Genomic DNA, 16,382 nt, shown 5'->3' with positions numbered 1-16,382 from the left:
ATGACCTCCTCAGCCGAATTCGTGTATTGGCCGCACTTCGATAGCGCCGAGCATAGCGAGCGGGATGCCGGCCGCAACGAGGATTGCTTCATTGAGATCCTTGGCCTCGATCAGGATGAAGCCGCCGAGCGCTTCCTTCGTCTCGGCGAAAGGACCGTCCGTCACTGACGTCTCACCGCTTCGTACCCGGACGGTCACCGCCGATGTCGGCGGCTGCAGCGCATGGGCGACGATCAGATGCCCGCTTTCGGCAAGCGCCTTGTCATAGTTGAGTGAGTCCGTGCCGAGTTCGGCCTTTTCCTCTTTCGTCCTGGCGCCGAGCACTGCGCCATCGAACCAGACCTGACAGAGATATTTCATCGCGGACAGCCTCCTTGTGCGTGTTCAACAACCCTGGACGACCGAGCCGCACGCATTTCGACAGCGGCGGAAAAAAATCTTTTGTGCCGGTCCGGCGTCGAAATCGCAAGACAGCACTCGACAACGCTTCGTCGAAACCTGTCGAGGAGAATGGCAATGAGTATTCTTGAAATCGCACTGGCAAGCCAGATCTGGGCGCGGCGCCATGAGAAGCGCGCGTTGGCATTCGACGAAAGCGGTGGCCTGAAGGCCCTTCTGCGCGTCGCTTTCATCTTCGTCGCTTTTACCCTGTTGATTGCAGTGCTGAATATTGCTGCCGGCAGGCCGCAGATGCCTGCCCAGAGTTCGGCGCCTGTCCTGACGGGCCGATGAAGAAACGGCCTATTGGAAGGCCGTTTCGAAGAAGCTGCGAAGTTTGCGCGAATGCAGCGCTTCCTTCGGCATGGCGGCCAGCTTCTGGACGGCACGGATGCCGATCTGAAGATGCTGGTTCACCTGCGTGCGGTAGAAGGCCGTCGCCATGCCAGGCAGCTTCAACTCGCCGTGCAGCGGTTTGTCGGAGACGCAGAGCAGCGTGCCGTAGGGCACACGAAAGCGGAAGCCGTTGGCGGCGATCGTGGCCGATTCCATGTCGAGCGCGATGGCGCGCGCCTGGGACAGCCGCTTCACCGGCCCTCGCTGGTCGCGCAGTTCCCAGTTGCGGTTGTCGATCGTGCCGACTGTGCCGGTGCGCATGATGCGCTTCAGCTCGAAACCCTCGTAACCGGTGATTTCGGCCACGGCCGCTTCCAGCGCCACCTGCACTTCGGCCAGCGCCGGAATCGGCACCCACACCGGCAGGTCGTCGTCGAGAACATGGTCCTCGCGCATATAGGCATGGGCGAGAACGTAATCGCCGAGCCGCTGGCTGTTGCGCAGGCCGGCGCAGTGGCCGAGCATCAGCCAGGCATGCGGGCGCAGCACGGCGACGTGGTCGGTGATCGTCTTGGCGTTGGAGGGGCCGACGCCGATATTGATCATGGTGATCCCGGCATGGCCCTTTTTCTTCAGATGATAGGCTGGCATCTGCGGCAGGCGGGTCAGTGTAGCATCCGTTTGCGGCACGCTCGAGCCGGGCAGGGTGACGATGTTGCCGGGCTCGACGAAGGCCGTGTAGCCATCGCCGCCCTGCGCCATCAGCTTGCGCGCCCAACTGCAGAATTCGTCGATATAGAACTGGTAGTTCGTAAACAGAACGAAGTTTTGGAAATGCTCGGCATGCGTCGCCGTATAATGCGACAGCCGGGCGAGGGAATAGTCGATGCGCTGCGCGGTGAATGGCGCAAGCGGCGAGGGCTCTCCCGGCGGCGGAATATATTCGCCGTTGGCGATCTCGTCGTCGGTGGTGTTAAGATCGGGCGTATCGAAGATATCGCGCATTGGAACGTCGACGAAGGCTGAGGCCGATGCTTCGACATGCGCGCCCTCGCCGAAGGCGAAGTGCAGCGGAATCGGCGTCGAGGATTCCGAGACGACGATCGGAACATTGTGGCTCCGTATCAAAAGCGACAGCTGCTCCTTCAGGTAATGCTTGAAGAGCTTCGGCCGGGTGACCGTCGTCGTGTAGATGCCGGGCGCCGTGACATGGCCGTAGGAGAGGCGCGAATCGACATGGCCGAAGCTCGTCGTCTCGATGCTGACCTGCGGATAGAAGGCGCGGTAGCGCGAGGCGATCGGAGCGCCCTGGGCAAGGTCGGTGAAGCTCTGGATCAGGAACGCCGTATTGCGTTCATAAAGCGCTGTCAGCGTCTCGACGGCCTTGGCCGGATCATCGAAACTCTCGGGCTGGAAAGGAGGCGGAGAGGATATGTCGAGGGGCGACAGAGGGGAGATTCGTTTGTTCATGACGCATTATAGAGAGTTGTTTTTGACAAGCAAACGACGCGCGCCGGCGGAATCCGATTTTTTATCTTCTCGCGAGTCTGATGCCGGTCACCGCACCGTGGGTGCGCAGAAGGTTCCGCTTCTCTCCAGGCAGGTATAGCTCGCACCGAAATGCGACTGCGTGCCGCCGCCGCCATTGTGCACGACGACCGCCGAAAATGTGACGGCGAAGATCGCCGCGAACAGCGTGATGATGGTGAAACGTCTTGCCAGAATATAGAAGTTCATCCCAGGCCCCCGATACGCAACCTAACCGTGACATGAGTTTTGCCACACCTCGGCTGAACGAGTGCTGAGATGCCGGTTCATCCGCCGTTCAGCTTGCGGGGCAGTTCGGGCGATTGCAGTGAGGATCGGCAAGCCGGAGAAGGCTTTGAGGCACGCCGGCATTTCGGCCGGCATGATTAGATGTTTGGGATGATTGTTGCGTCGGCCTTAGCGCGTCAGAGCCGCGTCCAGGTCTGCGTCTTGCAGAGGATATTCATCACGCAGCCCTGCATCTTCAGTGAATTGCCGGAAATCTTTCCTGAGCCGCTATAGGTCTTGTCGGCGGCGGGGTCGGTGATCTCACCGGCATAGCTGCCGCCGGTCCCGGCGAGGGTGCCGATCTTGCGGCCGGTATATTTGCCGGTTTTCAGCGTCACGCAATAACTCCCGCCGCAGGCGGCAATCACCGCCGTTTCGCCGGAAGCCGTCTTCCACTTGCCGACGATAGGTTCCTCGGCATGGGCTGTACCCGCGATCACGGCGATAGCGCCGGCAAGAATGAGACTGCGGATCATCTTTTCCTCCCTGATGTCCTCTGACCGGTCGCAAAAATAACTGACGCGAACGTAAAGGTAAATAGAGCCGGCTGTCCGTTCGCCGCTAGCTGAAAGCAGCCGAAAAGCCGACCGTAGAGCTTTTAAACCCGTCACCTGCTGATTTCATGATGAATGATCCGTTTATTTGGGAATCTGAATTTTTTGTAAAATTTGAGCGAAAATGCTTAAATCCCAGGGAATCCGATGTTTAACAAAAACCCAATTTTACCAAGCGTTTGCAGTTTGTTTGTCTCAAATTAATCATGCATTTTAGGCGTTTTTTGAAAGCCCTTTGGCATAGTCAAGCCATCAGACGAGCGGGGCCAAACCCGCCGGACCGGAAGGGCCGCAAAGCCGCGATAGACGGCAGGGTCCGAAGGTAAAACAGGGTAAGTCATAAACAGGCTAACAGGGATAAAACCGATGGCACGCTTTGAAATGCACAATGCTGAAACGGCCACCATGGGTGGCGACAACAACAGCGCCGATGTCTTCTGCGAAATGGGTCTGATGTACGCAACCGGCCGCGGCTGCGCCGTCGATCTCGTTGCCGCCCACAAGTGGCTGAACATCGCCGCGATCAAGGGCAACGACCGCGCCGCCGAGCTTCGCGCCGACGTGGCCGCCGCTATGAACAAGATGCAGCTCGTGGAAGCACTGCGCGCTGCCCGCGAATGGATGACGGTTCACTAACGCATCGACCGAAAATCTGAAGCGATTTCAGTCGGAATAATACCCCAATTCGACGTGTTGGAGCGCCGCGTGTCCAAAAGGACCTACGGCGCTCCAACAGACGTTTCTGAGGCTGTCGGTGTTGGGACGCCTCAGACGTCCTTTGTTGGACGAGGCGATACCTTGTCGATTGCAACGACACCTTGGAGATCAAAAACATGGCGCTCAAGCGAATGGACAATGTGGGAATCGTCGTCGAAGACCTCGGAGAGGCGATTGATTTCTTTCGCGAACTCGGCCTCGAATTCGAAGGGCGGGCCACGGTCGAAGGTGAATGGGCCGGACGGATCACCGGACTGGGCGATCAGCGTGTCGAGATTGCCATGATGCGCACACCGGACGGCCACAGCCGGCTCGAGCTCTCCCGCTTCCTGGCGCCTGATGTCGTCGCAGATCACCGGAACGCCCCGGTCAACGCCCTCGGCTACCTCCGCGTCATGTTCGCAGTGGATGACATTGACGAGACGCTTGAAAGGCTCCGCAGGCGCGGCGCGCAGCTCGTAGGGGAGGTCGTTCAATATAAGGACGCCTATCGGCTCTGCTATATCCGCGGACCTGAAGGGATTCTGATCGGCCTCGCCCAGGAACTCAGCTGACGCAATACGCAGGCAAATGCCGAAGACCTGACCATGTCGGCGATCGGGCAGAATGACAACCTCAGGCGAGCGTTTTCAGGACCTGCGGCAGCGCTTCCTCGAACAGCGCCATCTCAGCCTCCGGTCCGACGCTGACGCGGATGCAGCGATTGAGCGGCGCAACGCCCGGCATGCGGATGAAGATGCCGTGCTCCATCAAGCCATCGACGATCGCCCGCGCATGGGCGCCGTCGCGGCCGGTATCGATCGCCACGAAATTCGTCGCCGAGGGCAGCGGCTCAAGACCGTTTGCCCGGGCGATGCGGCCGATCCGCTCCCGTGCTGCATGGATTTTCCCGACCACCTCGGCCAGATAAGCCTGGTCCTTGAGCGCGGCCAGCGCTGCGGCCGTCGCCAGCCGGTTCATGCCGAAATGATTGCGGATCTTGTCGAAGGCCTGCGCCGTGCCTGAGGTCGAGATCACGTAGCCGGTGCGGGAGCCGGCAAGCCCGTAAGCCTTGGAAAAGGTGCGGGTGCGCACGATGTTCGGCAACTCGATGAGCGAAGCGATCGACGGCAGCGAATGTGCCGGCCCGGTTTCGCTATAGGCTTCGTCCAGCACCATCATCGTGGTCTCGGGCAGCGCCCGGGCGAAAGCGACAATGCTGTCGGCGTCCCACCAGCTTCCCATCGGATTGTCGGGATTGGCGAAATAGACGAGGGGCGCATTCTCGCGCCTGACCGCGTCGAGCAGCCCGTCGAGATCCTCGCGGTCGTTTGCGTAGGGGACGGTCACCAGCCGGCCGCCAAAACCGGCGACATGGAAATTGAATGTCGGATAGGCGCCGAGCGAGGTAACGACGGGCGCCCCCGGCTCGATCACCAGCCGGACGATCTGGCCGAGCAATTCGTCAATGCCGCCGGCGATGGCGATATTGGCGGCCGTCACACCAAGATGCGCGCCAAGCGCTTCCCTCAGCGCGAAATTTTCCGGGTCGTTGTATTTCCAGATGTCGCGTGCCTCTTCGCGCATCGCGGCAAGCACGGAGGGGGCCGGGCCGAAGCCGTTCTCATTGGCGCCGATGCGCGCCAGAACGGCACGTCCGCGCTGGCGTTCGATGGCCTCGGGGCCGACAAAGGGAACTGTGGAGGGCAGGCCGCTGATAAGGGGCGTGAAGCGCGAGAAGGCGGACATGCGAAGGCGGTTTCCCGGACATGTTGAGATCAGGCGCAACAATAGGCCCGGGCACGGCCAAGGCAAGCAAGATTATTCCGCAACCACAGCAGCCCGGCCCGCCTATTCAAACGCGGCAGGGACGGCGAGCGCTTTGAATCGCCGCCTGATTTCGTCTTCGATCGACGACTTATGCGAGACTGGCCGCCGGCCTCGTCTCGCGGAACATCGGTGCACGCCGGGCGTCGATCGCTTCCATATTGCCGACAAGGAAATCGGCGCGCACGACGCGGCGCAGAACCTCGGGGTCCAGGAGGTTGATGAACCTTACGCCGATGCGTTCTTTATTGCGATAGACCTCGGCGCAACCGATGCGATAGGCCAGGCCGAGAATGTTGAGATAATAATGTTTCGGCAGACCAGCCGTGGTCGAGACAATGAACGTCGCACCGCCCTGCGATATGTCGATGATCTCGGCGCTTCGCATCGAGACGCCGGTGAGGCACGGCCGGACGGCGACGATACGGGCCGGGCGCTTGACGTTGAACTCTTCCCAGCGCAGGTCGTAAATGGCGGACTTGACCGTTGCAAGGTGTGTGGCGCGGAGCATAGTCATCTTACATTCTCCGTCAGACAGGGCACAATTGGGGGTTCTTGCTCTGGAGCAAGCTGATCTTGCTTCAGCCACGGTCACATGAATGTTTTGCACATTCGTCAAATATAAAAAGACAATTTTAACGAGTTCAAATTTTGTTTCCATGCGGGACGCCGAATGTTCACAATCGGCACGCAGACTGTGCTGCCAAAACGCATTACGGACTGTGCCCCGACCGATTTCGGCGCAGTTTTCCCGAACTCTTTCAATGGCCGGGCGTTCTGCCTAAAGCATGTCGCCCAAAAGTGTCATCGGTTTTGCGGTAACGACATGCGTAAAAACAAACACCGAAAGCGCAAGGAGCGAATCTGAAAGATCGCGACGCGCTTTCGATCGATGAAGCGAGGGCGCTTCGATGACGACAGCGAGGAGTTGAAGATGACCGACATCAGAATCCCCGGGAAATCATGGGTCGTAGTCTGCAATGGAGCCAAGGCCCTGATTATGCAGAATGCCGGCGATGCCCAGCTGATGAACCTGAAGGTGTTGGAAACCCTGACGCAGCCGAACGAGCCCGATCGCGAGCTCGGCACCGACAAGCCTGGCCGCAGCCATGCCGCTGATGGATGGAGCCGCAGCGCTGTCGAAGAGACCAGCTGGCAGGAGCAGGCCGAAGCGCAATTTCTGAAACATGTGGCGGAGCGAATGGACGAGCTGACGCAGGCAAAGGATGCGCGCCGTATCGTCCTCATCGCGCCGCCGAAGGCGCTCGGCACCCTGCGGCCGGCGCTGAGCGCCGAGACGCAGGCAGCGATATTAGCGGAATTGGCGAAAGACTATACCAATCTGCCGATCGACGAGATCGAGCGGCATCTCGCCGCGTGATGAAACCAACCGGTGAGCTAACGCGGGCCCGGTGGCCCGCATTTCTTGTTCGCTTCAGACCAACGGCCTCTCTCCGGCAAACAGATCTTCATGATCGGCAAACAATGTGGCCAGGCGATCGATGACCGTCCTGACTTCAGGCCTTTGCCGCTCGTCGTCATGCGCGACGATCCACATCTCGTAGGTCAATTCATCGATGATAGGCCCGGCGCGGACGAGCTTGCGCTCCCGGTCGCCGATGAAACAGGGCATCACGCCGCGGCCGGCGCCGCCTCGGATCAGGTAAAAGAGCATATGCGGCGTGTTCGTCCAGCTGGTGATCCAATAATCCGGCTGTTCGAAAGTCCACTTGTCCGCCGGTGTGATGGCGATGTCCGTTCCGAGCGAGATCCAGTTGCAATTGGTCTCGTCATAATCGGCTGCCTGATAAACCGCATGCGCGACGTTGACTGAACGGCGGATCGCGACGTTGCCGCTGTCCGGCCGGCTGTGGCGAATGGCGATATGCGCCTCGCGATAGGTGAAATCGACACTCGCGTCACGGGTCTTGTAGCACATGCGAAAGCAGTCTTTCGGCGTCCAGACGCTGGCCAGGTGGTCGGCGATGAAGCGCGACGTCCAGCTGTCGACGACTGTCGACACAATCGGCAGCGTCAGAACTTCACCGCGCCAGTCGGAGATCGCCCGCGCCGCATCCTGCATCAGCCGGACGCGATCGAGCAGCTCCTGGCCGTCCTTGGCAAGCAGGTAGCCTGTGGGGCCGCGGTTGAACAGCGACCGGCCGGTCACCCGTTCGAGTCCCAGCATGCGCCGGCCGATCGTCGGCGCACTGAGCCCCGTCCGCGCCGCCGCTGCCGAAAGCCCGCCGCCGGTCGCGACATGGAAGAAAAGCTGCAGATCGTCCCAGCTCGCCTCTTTCATGGATGAAAACCCCCTTTCCTCCATGCCTCTACATAGCGAGGGCGTGAAGGCCTAGCTCAACTACTCCAGCAATAGATGGAGGATAGGCAATGCTTCTCAACTGGGTAGTTCTCTTCAACGAAGTCGCGTCCCGCAATTACCGGGTGCGCCGCGATCCCATGGCCGATCCGCTCGATGGCCCGGAATGGCGCGGACTTCTCTGGATCATACCGATCATTGCGCATCTCTCGGCAAGAAGAGGCGAGACGAGGAGGCCGCGCCACGATCGGGCGGCGATTGGAAGACGCCTCAGTTTTCGAAGCTCAGTCGTAGCACGTGGTGCAGGAATTCCGGATTGAGCAGCATGTTGAAGCTGATCGTCACCAGTTCGTTCTCGCGTTTGACCACGGTGGCGCCGATCTCGTCATGGATGCCGAGTATTTCGAGAAAGAAATGGCTCGGCATCTCCAGGCTCGGACTGACTTCGAGCACCGCGCCGGCAAGCGTGATCGTGCGGATCAGGCAGCGCACCTGCGTCCCGGTGCTGAGGTGATGGCCGACGAAGATGATATTGCCGGGCCTGTCGAGGTGAAACTCCCTGTAGGCACGTTCCGGCTTGGGGTGTTCTGTGTCGAGGTGCATCTGAAAGGCCCTTTTAGCCTCCGCTCATCGTAGGCAGAGAATAATGCAAGAGTGCTGACGATTGCTGAAGATCATCGTTAAGATTGAAGGCTGTTGCCAAGAATCGCTGGAAATCGCACCGATTTCGGCCAGATCTGCTCCAAATTCGCGCAATTCCGCGGGCAGCCGCGTCATTCTTGACATGCAGACGGCGATCGCGCATACAAAACCCCGGTTCGAGGCACCGGCCGCTCGCGGATGAAAATCCATGGTGAAGCCCTCGCGATCATGGTCACGGCCCCTTGTGCATGCTGACTGACGGCAATGCGAGCTCCCATTGACAGTCGAAGAGCATGCCTTGCGAAGGCTCACTCCATGACGACCTATCCCGGCATTGAAGAACTGAAGGCCCAGGCTAAGCGCCTGCGCCAGGCGATGAACGATCGCGGCACCGCGCTGACCCACAGTGCGGCCTTGGAAATGATCGCCCGCCAGCATGGCGTGCGTGACTGGAACACGCTGGCCGCTCTGGCGGCAAAGCCCAATGCGGCTGCGAAGACGCCGCTCATCGTCGGCGCCCATATTCGCGGCCGCTATCTCAATCAGCCGTTCACTGGCGAAATCCTCTCGCTTTCGGCTCTGCCGGGCGGCCTCCACCGGATCACCATCCATTTCGACGAAGCGGTTGACGTGGTCACCTTCGAGAGCTTTTCAGCCTTTCGGCGGCGCGTGACTGCGCAGATCGATGGCGACGGCGTCTCCCCCAGGAAGACCTCGAACGGCGTGCCTCATCTGGTGCTCGATCTCTGATTTGCTCCTCATCCTTTCCAGGCTGCCCGCATGCGCTTGTTCAAGCCGCAGCGGATGTCGCCCGATATCGCACGGATTTCCCCATGACCAATCCTTCCAAAGGCAATGCTTTCCTCACCGGCTGGCTGCCGGGCGTATTCATCAGGACTGCGGCGCCGATCGTCGCGATCACCACTGTCAACGGCCTCTTTGCTGTCGTCGACGCCTATTTCCTGGGCGCCTATGTCGGCCCCGATGCGCTCTCAGCCGTCAGCCTGATCTTCCCAGGGCTTATGCTGCTGGTCGCCCTGCAATCGCTCGTCTCGAACGGCATGGGAAGCATCCTCGCCCGTCGGCTCGGTGCCGGCGATCGGCAGGGCGCGCGCCGGGTATTTTCCGGCGCCCATACGCTGGCGCTCGCCGTCATTGTGATCCTCATCATAGTCTACTGGGGCCTCGGCGGGCGGATCATCGATGCCGCCGCCGGCAACACCGCCGTGGCCGAGGGCGCCATGCTTTTCATGGGCGCGATGATCGCCTCGACGCCAGTGAGTTTTCTCCTGTCACTGCATCTCGATGGGCTGCGCTGTGAAGGCAGGATCGGTTTCATGACGGCGGTCACGGCCTCGGCCTCGCTGCTCAACATCCTCGCCAACTGGCTGTTCATGGCAGTGATGCATTGGGGCGTGCTCGGTTCGACCGCAGGCTCCATCGCTTCGCAATTCGTCTGTCTCGCCGCCGTGCTCGTCTATCGCTGGCGCCGGCCGGCGACGCTCAGGCCTTCTCCCACATTCGCCCTTGTCGAATGGCGCGGCATCGTCGCCTTGGGCGCGCCCATGAGCCTCGGTTTCATCGGCATATCGCTTGCCTCGGCCGCGATTCTGGTCAACGTCTCGCTCTGGAGCACGCGTGATTATACCGCCACCATTGCCGCCTACGGCATCATCACCCGTATCCTGACCTTCACCTATCTGCCGCTGCTTGGTCTCAGCATCGCCCTGCAGACGATCGCCGGCAACAATCACGGCGCCGGCCTTGGGTTGCGCGTCGGCCGCAGCCTGCAGATCGCCATGCTCTCGGCGCTGGTCTATTGCAGCCTGGTGGAGATCACGGTGGAACTGCTGGCTGGTCGCATCGGCGCCGCCTTCGTCGGCGATCCCGCCATTATCGCCGAGGTCAGGCGAATTCTGCCCTGGACGATCGGCGCCTATTTTCTGTTCGGGCAGATGCTGATCCTGTCGTCCTATTTCCAGTCGATCGGCGATGCGCCGCGCGCGGCGATCTTCGGTCTGTCGCGACCCTATCTTCTCACCCTGCCTCTCACCTTCCTGCTGCCCTTCGTCTTCGGCGAGCAGGGAATCTGGATGGTGCCTGTTTTTGCCGAGGCAGGCATGGTGGTGCTTGCCCTGCTGGTGCTGTCTGAGAATGCCAGGCGCCGCGGCTGGCGATACGGGCTTCTGCCCGCCTGAGACGTGGAAGCCGCGCTTCCTGGCGCGGCCTCTGTCGATTGCCCTCTATTCCTTGCTGCTCTGAGCGGCCGACGTCGACGCTTCCGCCTCGTTGAGCGCCTCGGCGCATTCCTGACAGCAGACTTCGACGGTCCTGCCGCCCAGCTTGACGGTGATGATCTCGGCGCCGAGTTCGCAGTCGCAGGCAGCGCATGTGGTCTTCTTCATCGGGTAATCCTCCATTGATCGTCCCCGGATCGGGACAGCGTCATAAGAGCATCGAAGACCGCATCACCGCTGTCGAAAACTTTAGCGATCAATCGGGATTAGGGTCGGCGCCGCAGTTGCGCCGAGCGCTGAAATTCGGCCGGAGTCTGACCGAAGGCCTGTTTGAAAGAAGCGCTGAAATGACTGTGGCTGGAAAAACCGAGATCGAGGCCGAGTGAGGTCAGATCGTCATACTGGCCGAGCAGATCGAGCGCCCGGGCAAGCCGCAGCCTCAGCTGATAGCGATAGAGCGGCGTGGCCTCGACCTGCTGGAAGACCTGGGTGAGGTAAACAGGGGAAACGCCGACTTCCCAAGCGATTTCCGCGAGCGTCCAGCGTCTCGCGAGATCGGAGGAAAGCACCAGCTTTGCCCGGTCGACGAGTTTCTGCCGGCCGACGCTGGCGCCGGCTGCATGCGACGTGCGCTCGCCGAGCGAGCGGCGAACCAGCGTCAGGGCCAGCGTTTCCGCCTCGAGCGTTTCGGCGACGTTGCGCCTGAGGCCGTGACGCAGCAGCGCGATCAGCGCCTGCGCGCGCGGGTCGATCCGCCGGCGCTGGCGACGGAAGGAAAAGGCCGGGCCGGGCTGGGACTGCTCCTTCGGCGCCAGCTCTTCCAGCATGGATTCGTCGATCGACAGGTCGATGCAGGCGTCGCCGCCCTCGATCGGATGACTGATCCGATAGCCCTGACCGGCATTGAAGAACAACACCTGATTGGCTTCAGCCACCGTATCGGTGCGGCCGACATGGCGCATGAAGACGCCGCGATAGGGATAGACGAGGCTTGTCTTGTGCGCACATTCCTCGTCGCTCTTGTGGCGGCACTCGCCATTGCAGACAACGTCACGAATGGTGACGGTCTTTGTTTTCAGGAGCAGTGCTGTTGAAAACTGCGACATCGTATCGTCCGGGTTCAGACAGCAGCCCGACAAGGCTGCGCAGGGGCACAGTACCACAGCGAGTCTGATGCTTCAGTAGCGGCTGTAAACGTGCACGTCGCTTTCTGTCTGCCCGCGGGAGAGGCCGACATCCTTCAACTGAGCGTCGGAAAGTTCCATCAGCGCATTGTAGTTGCGCCGTTCGCTGATCTTGCGCCCCAGCCAGCGGACTGCTGTGGCCGCTGCAGAAAGAAGTCCGGGCCGCCGCGAAGAGCGGATATTGCTGGCCGGTATCGTGAAATGCGAGCTGTGCATGATGATACTCCATCCTCATTGGACGGAGGCAGTGAACCATCACCGACAGTTTGGCGCTGTCAGATTATTTAGCGATCGAGCGCGGCCTTCATGCCTTCAGCAGCCATTCGTGCTCGGCGGCATTGTGGAATTTCCAGATCCGCTTCGGCCCGGCCATGACATTGAGATAATAAAGATCATAGCCATGCGTTGCGGCGCAGGGATGATAGCCCTTCGGCACCAGCGTCACGTCGCCGTCCTCGATCGCCATCGCCTCGTCGAGCGAGCGGTCGTCGGTGTAGACGCGCTGGAAACCGAAACCCTGCGGCGGGTTGAGGCGGTGGTAGTAAGTCTCCTCCAAGAAGCTCTCGTTCGGGAGGTCGTTCTGATCGTGCTTGTGCGGCGGATAGGAGGAGGTATGGCCACCTGGCGTGATCACCTCGACGACGAGCAGCGAATGCGCCGAATTATCGTCCTCAGGCATGATGTTGTTGACGTAGCGCACATTCGTGCCCTTGCCGCGCGTCACCTGCGGATGCGTGCCGGGCGGGATCGCCTTTGCCTCATAGCCGCCGCCGCCGGGCGCCGAGCAGACAGCGAGCTCCAGATCGGTCTCCGCCGTGACCGACCATGTCGAGCCCATCGGGATATAAAGCGCATGCGGAGCCCCGTCGAAGGGGTTCATCCGCTCGCCGAGCGTCCCGAAATCCTTCGAGCCGGCCGACGCCTTGCCCTTGCCGGTCACCCAGACCAGGCAGACCTCGCGCTCGCCGGTTTCCCCAGAAACGGTCTCACCCGGTTTGATCCGATGCAGATCGAAGCCGACATAGGTCCAGCCGGCATTCTCCGGGGTGACATGCGTCACGCGGCCATGCGTGCCGGATGGTTTCACCTTGAGGTTTGGCATTGGCGTTTCTCCTCGTATGTTGGTGGGCGCGGCCCCCTCATCCGGCTGCCGCCACCTTCTCCCCGAGGGGAGAAGGGATATGCCGCGCCGTCGTATTTCGCTTCTCCCCATAGGGGAGAAGGTGCCCGAAGGGCGGATGAGGGGGCCGCTTGCTCCAGCGGTCCGGCCAGTTCGTCCCTCTTGTGAGAGGGGTCTTTCGTCTCGTTACCCCTTCGGGTAGCCTTCCGTTTCCACAGTATAGCCTGCCGCCGTCATCACCCGCATCAGTTCGGCATGGCCGATCTCGGCCATCTTCTGCGGCGGCGCCTTGCGCGGATCCTGTTCGGCCTCGACGACGAACCAGCCTTCATAGCCGTGGTCGGCGAAACGCTGGACGATGGCGCCGAAATCGAGCGAGCCGTCGCCGGGGACGGTGAAGGCGCCAAGCGCCACGGCGTCGAGGAAGGACCGGCGGCTGCGGTCGAGCCCGTCCACCACCGACTTGCGGATATCCTTGACGTGGACGTGGTTGATGCGGGCGTGGTGATTGTCGATGGCGCGCAGCACATCGCCGCCGGCAAAGGCCAGATGCCCGGCGTCGAGCAACAGCGGAATACCTTCGCCCGAATTGTGCATGAAAGCGTCGAGTTCCGGCTCGGTTTCGACGACGGCGGCCATGTGGTGGTGATAGGAGAGCGGCATGCCCTGCTCGGCGCACCATTCGCCGAATTCGGTGACGCGGCGCGCATAGGCCTTCATCTCGTCGTCGGAAAGGCGCGGCTTGGTCGCGAGCGGCTTGGACCGATCGCCCTGGATGGAACGGCCGACTTCGCCATAGACGATGCAGGGCGCGTTGACCGCCTTGAACAGCTCGATCATCGGCGCGATGCGGTCCTTGTTGGCCGCAAGCTCTTCATTGACAAGCGTGCCGGAGAACCAGCCGCCGCATAGCGTCACGTCGGCGGCGCGCAGGATCGGCAGCATTTCTTCCGGGTTGCTGGGGAAGCGGCGGCCTTGTTCCATGCCGGTGAAACCGGCACTGCGCGATTGCCGCAGGCATTCTTCGAGGGACACATCGTCGCTAAGCTCAGGAAGGTCGTCGTTCCACCATGCGATGGGCGACATGCCGAGTTTGGCCTTCATCAATATTCTCCTTAAAGACATGGCGGAGGAGCGGGTCCGCTCCTCCGGAAAAATGGGGCTAACTTGTTTCAGCCAATGCGCTGGGAGCCGCGGGCTTCGACATAACCCTTGCGCGCCTTGTTGACCTCTTCGCGCGGGCTGACTTCCGGCACCGCGACATCCCACCAGTGGCCGCCGGCCTCAGTGGTGATCAAGGGATCGGTGTCGATGACGAAGACGGACGTGCGATCGTTCTTCTTCGAATCGACGATCGCCTGCTCGAGTTCGGCGATGGAACTGACCTTGACAGCGATGGCGCCCATGCTTTCGGCATGCGCGCGAAAATCGATCTCCGGCATCACCTCGTGATAGGAGTCCTTGAGCAGATTGTTAAAGTTGGCGCCGCCGGTTCCCATCTGCAGCCGGTTGATGCAGCCATAGCCGCGATTGTCGAGCACGACGATGTTGAGTTTGACCCCAACCATGACGGAGGTCGCAATCTCGGAGTTCATCATCATATAGGAACCGTCGCCGACCATGACGACGACATCCCGTTCGGGGCGCGCCATCTTGGCGCCGAGCCCGCCGGCGATCTCGTAGCCCATGCAGGAGAAGCCGTATTCCATGTGATAGCTACCGGGCGCCGTCGCCGGCCAGAGCTTGTGCAGCTCGCCTGGCAGACCGCCTGCGGCGCAAAGCACCGTCGTGTTCTCGGCGCCGAGCGTGCGCGCCACCGCGCCGATCACCTGCGCATCGGAGGGCAGGGCGATGTTGGTCGCCGCCATAGCCTTGGTGACAGCCTCCATCCAGATTTTCTTTTCCGCCGTTGCCTTCTCGGCAAGTGCTGCCGGCGCCTTCCAGCCGGAAAGGCCTGCCGAAAGCGCCTTCAGCCCTTCGCGGGCATCGGCCACCACAGGGTGGCTGTCGTGCTTCACCGCGTCATAGGCGGCGATGTTGAGGCCGACCATCTTCAGGCTGTCGTTCTTGAAGAGCGCCCAGGAACCGGTCGTGAAATCCTGGCAGCGCGTGCCGACGGCGATGACGAGATCCGTCTCTTCGGCGATCGCGTTCGCCGCCGATGTGCCCGTGACGCCGACCGAGCCGAGCGCCAGCGGATGGGTCTCGTTGATCGACGACTTGCCGGCCTGGGTGACGACGACGGGGATGGCATGGGCTTCGGCGAAGGCCGCGAGTTCCTTCGTAGCCTGCGAATAAAGCACGCCGCCGCCGGCGACGATCACCGGCTTCTCAGACGCCTTGACCAGCGCGATGGCATTTGCCAGCTCGTCCGCATCCGGCTGCGGCCGGCGGGTCGTCCAGACCTTTTCTTCGAATAGGCTTGCCGGATAATCGAAGGCCTCGGCCTGAACGTCCTGGCAGAGCGACAGCGTCACCGGCCCGCAATCGAGCGGATCGGTCAGCACCTGCATGGCCCGCTTCAGCGCCGTGATGATCTGCTCCGGGCGGGTGATTCGGTCGAAATAGCGCGAAACCGGGCGGAAGGCATCATTGGCGGAAACCGTGCCGTCGCCGAAATCCTCGATCTGCTGCAGCACCGGGTCGGGCGCGCGGTTGGCGAAGACGTCGCCAGGGAGAAAGAGAACCGGAATGCGGTTGACATGCGCGACACCTGCGGCCGTCACCATATTCAGCGCGCCTGGGCCGATCGAGGTGGTGCAAGCCATGAAGCGCGTGCGGAAATTCGCCTTGGCATAGGCAATCGCAGCATGCGCCATGCCCTGTTCATTGTGGGCGCGATAGGTCGTCAATTCCCCGCGCACCTGGTAGAGCGCCTCGCCGATACCAGCGACGTTGCCGTGACCGAAGATCGCCCAGACGCCGCCGAAGATCGGCACCTTTTTGCCGTCGACAACCGTCATCTGTACTTTCAGGAAATGCGCGACGGCCTGCGCCATCGTCAACCGTATCGTCTTGCCCATCGGGGCCTCCCGCAATCTTCGCTCTAGTTGGTTTCCCCTCCCCAACCCCTCCCCACAAGGGGGAGGGGCTAACTCGTGTGGCTCACCGCATTTCACCGCAACCTTGCGTCCGCAAGAGAGCTCGTTTGTGGCGTAAAGCGATGCCTCAACGTAAGTCCCTCCCCCTTGTGGGGAGGGGTTGGGGAGGGGT

At 61.3% G+C, this 16,382-nt stretch carries 22 protein-coding genes; 8 read left to right on the top strand and 14 right to left on the bottom strand.

Going from position 1 to position 16,382, the window contains the following annotated elements:
• Window positions 1–9: 9 nt before the first annotated feature.
• Window positions 10–360, bottom strand: a complete 351-nt coding sequence (locus GGD53_RS03115; RefSeq protein WP_184453443.1) for a YciI family protein — start codon at window positions 358–360, stop codon at window positions 10–12.
• A gap of 156 nt (window positions 361–516) precedes the next feature.
• On the opposite strand from GGD53_RS03115, the gene GGD53_RS03110 reads away from it, so the two are divergent.
• Window positions 517–732 carry a hypothetical protein gene (locus GGD53_RS03110; RefSeq protein ID WP_246717689.1) on the top strand — a complete coding sequence of 72 codons (216 nt, stop codon included), beginning with the start codon at window positions 517–519 and terminating at the stop codon, window positions 730–732.
• Between the two features lie 9 nt (window positions 733–741).
• On the opposite strand, the gene GGD53_RS03105 is transcribed toward GGD53_RS03110, so the two are convergent.
• The 3 genes from GGD53_RS03105 to GGD53_RS03095 form a co-directional block, all read right to left on the bottom strand.
• Window positions 742–2,244: an AMP nucleosidase gene (locus GGD53_RS03105; protein WP_184453440.1), complete on the bottom strand. Its 1,503-nt coding sequence runs from the start codon at window positions 2,242–2,244 to the stop codon at window positions 742–744.
• 87 nt (window positions 2,245–2,331) lie between these two features.
• Window positions 2,332–2,511: a hypothetical protein gene (locus GGD53_RS03100; protein WP_064809967.1), complete on the bottom strand. Its 180-nt coding sequence runs from the start codon at window positions 2,509–2,511 to the stop codon at window positions 2,332–2,334.
• 215 nt (window positions 2,512–2,726) lie between these two features.
• Complete coding sequence (locus GGD53_RS03095) at window positions 2,727–3,065, bottom strand: DUF2147 domain-containing protein (RefSeq protein ID WP_085858965.1); 339 nt, start codon at window positions 3,063–3,065, stop codon at window positions 2,727–2,729.
• Window positions 3,066–3,509: 444 nt separating this feature from the next.
• Between GGD53_RS03095 and GGD53_RS03090 the strand changes: the two genes are divergently transcribed.
• Together GGD53_RS03090 and GGD53_RS03085 are read left to right on the top strand one after the other, a co-directional pair.
• Complete coding sequence (locus tag GGD53_RS03090; protein ID WP_011424668.1) at window positions 3,510–3,779, top strand: sel1 repeat family protein; 270 nt, start codon at window positions 3,510–3,512, stop codon at window positions 3,777–3,779.
• 197 nt (window positions 3,780–3,976) lie between these two features.
• The gene (locus tag GGD53_RS03085; protein WP_184453437.1) at window positions 3,977–4,414 is read left to right on the top strand and encodes a VOC family protein; all 438 of its coding nucleotides are present in this window, start codon (window positions 3,977–3,979) and stop codon (window positions 4,412–4,414) included.
• 61 nt (window positions 4,415–4,475) lie between these two features.
• Here GGD53_RS03085 and GGD53_RS03080 read toward each other — a convergent pair whose 3' ends face one another.
• Window positions 4,476–5,588, bottom strand: a complete 1,113-nt coding sequence (locus GGD53_RS03080; protein WP_184453435.1) for a pyridoxal phosphate-dependent aminotransferase — start codon at window positions 5,586–5,588, stop codon at window positions 4,476–4,478.
• Between the two features lie 169 nt (window positions 5,589–5,757).
• Window positions 5,758–6,183, bottom strand: coding sequence for a PilZ domain-containing protein (locus GGD53_RS03075; protein ID WP_184453433.1), 426 nt, complete (start codon window positions 6,181–6,183; stop codon window positions 5,758–5,760).
• Window positions 6,184–6,600: 417 nt separating this feature from the next.
• Here GGD53_RS03075 and GGD53_RS03070 point away from each other — a divergent pair, with 417 nt between their 5' ends.
• Window positions 6,601–7,047, top strand: coding sequence for a host attachment protein (locus GGD53_RS03070; RefSeq protein ID WP_184453431.1), 447 nt, complete (start codon window positions 6,601–6,603; stop codon window positions 7,045–7,047).
• A 54-nt stretch (window positions 7,048–7,101) separates the two neighbouring features.
• Here GGD53_RS03070 and GGD53_RS03065 read toward each other — a convergent pair whose 3' ends face one another.
• Window positions 7,102–7,968 (bottom strand): LysR family transcriptional regulator, encoded by an 867-nt coding sequence (locus tag GGD53_RS03065; protein ID WP_184453429.1) that lies wholly within the window; start codon window positions 7,966–7,968, stop codon window positions 7,102–7,104.
• Between the two features lie 89 nt (window positions 7,969–8,057).
• Between GGD53_RS03065 and GGD53_RS31585 the strand changes: the two genes are divergently transcribed.
• Complete coding sequence (locus GGD53_RS31585; protein WP_246717688.1) at window positions 8,058–8,306, top strand: hypothetical protein; 249 nt, start codon at window positions 8,058–8,060, stop codon at window positions 8,304–8,306.
• Here GGD53_RS31585 and GGD53_RS03060 read toward each other — a convergent pair.
• On the bottom strand, window positions 8,257–8,589 hold the full coding sequence (locus tag GGD53_RS03060; protein ID WP_184453427.1) for a hypothetical protein: 333 nt from the start codon (window positions 8,587–8,589) through the stop codon (window positions 8,257–8,259). The two genes, GGD53_RS31585 and GGD53_RS03060, sit on opposite strands and share 50 nt — an antisense overlap.
• Before the next feature lie 61 nt (window positions 8,590–8,650).
• Between GGD53_RS03060 and GGD53_RS03055 the strand changes: the two genes are divergently transcribed.
• From GGD53_RS03055 to GGD53_RS03045, 3 genes are all read left to right on the top strand, one after another.
• Window positions 8,651–8,830 (top strand): hypothetical protein, encoded by a 180-nt coding sequence (locus tag GGD53_RS03055; RefSeq protein WP_184453425.1) that lies wholly within the window; start codon window positions 8,651–8,653, stop codon window positions 8,828–8,830.
• A gap of 113 nt (window positions 8,831–8,943) precedes the next feature.
• A complete protein-coding gene (locus GGD53_RS03050) occupies window positions 8,944–9,378 on the top strand; it encodes a glyoxalase superfamily protein (RefSeq protein WP_184453423.1) in 435 nt (144 codons plus the stop codon).
• A gap of 83 nt (window positions 9,379–9,461) precedes the next feature.
• A complete protein-coding gene (locus GGD53_RS03045) occupies window positions 9,462–10,826 on the top strand; it encodes an MATE family efflux transporter (protein WP_184453421.1) in 1,365 nt (454 codons plus the stop codon).
• Between the two features lie 45 nt (window positions 10,827–10,871).
• Here GGD53_RS03045 and GGD53_RS03040 read toward each other — a convergent pair whose 3' ends face one another.
• The 6 genes from GGD53_RS03040 to iolD form a co-directional block, all read right to left on the bottom strand.
• Window positions 10,872–11,033, bottom strand: coding sequence for a hypothetical protein (locus GGD53_RS03040; RefSeq protein ID WP_164517773.1), 162 nt, complete (start codon window positions 11,031–11,033; stop codon window positions 10,872–10,874).
• Window positions 11,034–11,131: 98 nt separating this feature from the next.
• Window positions 11,132–11,971, bottom strand: coding sequence for a helix-turn-helix transcriptional regulator (locus GGD53_RS03035; protein ID WP_184453419.1), 840 nt, complete (start codon window positions 11,969–11,971; stop codon window positions 11,132–11,134).
• Between the two features lie 72 nt (window positions 11,972–12,043).
• Window positions 12,044–12,265 (bottom strand): DUF1127 domain-containing protein, encoded by a 222-nt coding sequence (locus GGD53_RS03030; protein ID WP_184453417.1) that lies wholly within the window; start codon window positions 12,263–12,265, stop codon window positions 12,044–12,046.
• 88 nt (window positions 12,266–12,353) lie between these two features.
• Complete coding sequence (gene iolB, locus GGD53_RS03025; protein WP_184453416.1) at window positions 12,354–13,151, bottom strand: 5-deoxy-glucuronate isomerase; 798 nt, start codon at window positions 13,149–13,151, stop codon at window positions 12,354–12,356.
• Window positions 13,152–13,355: 204 nt separating this feature from the next.
• Entirely contained in the window at window positions 13,356–14,273 is a 918-nt protein-coding gene (gene iolE, locus GGD53_RS03020; RefSeq protein WP_184453414.1) for a myo-inosose-2 dehydratase, read from the bottom strand.
• A 68-nt stretch (window positions 14,274–14,341) separates the two neighbouring features.
• Window positions 14,342–16,192: a 3D-(3,5/4)-trihydroxycyclohexane-1,2-dione acylhydrolase (decyclizing) gene (gene iolD / locus GGD53_RS03015; protein WP_184453412.1), complete on the bottom strand. Its 1,851-nt coding sequence runs from the start codon at window positions 16,190–16,192 to the stop codon at window positions 14,342–14,344.
• Window positions 16,193–16,382 lie beyond the last annotated feature (190 nt).

Origin of the sequence: Rhizobium aethiopicum, assembly GCF_014197535.1 — a bacterium.
Classification (GTDB): Bacteria; Pseudomonadota; Alphaproteobacteria; order Rhizobiales; family Rhizobiaceae; genus Rhizobium; species Rhizobium aethiopicum_A.
This window is presented reverse-complemented; position numbering and strand designations above follow the sequence as displayed.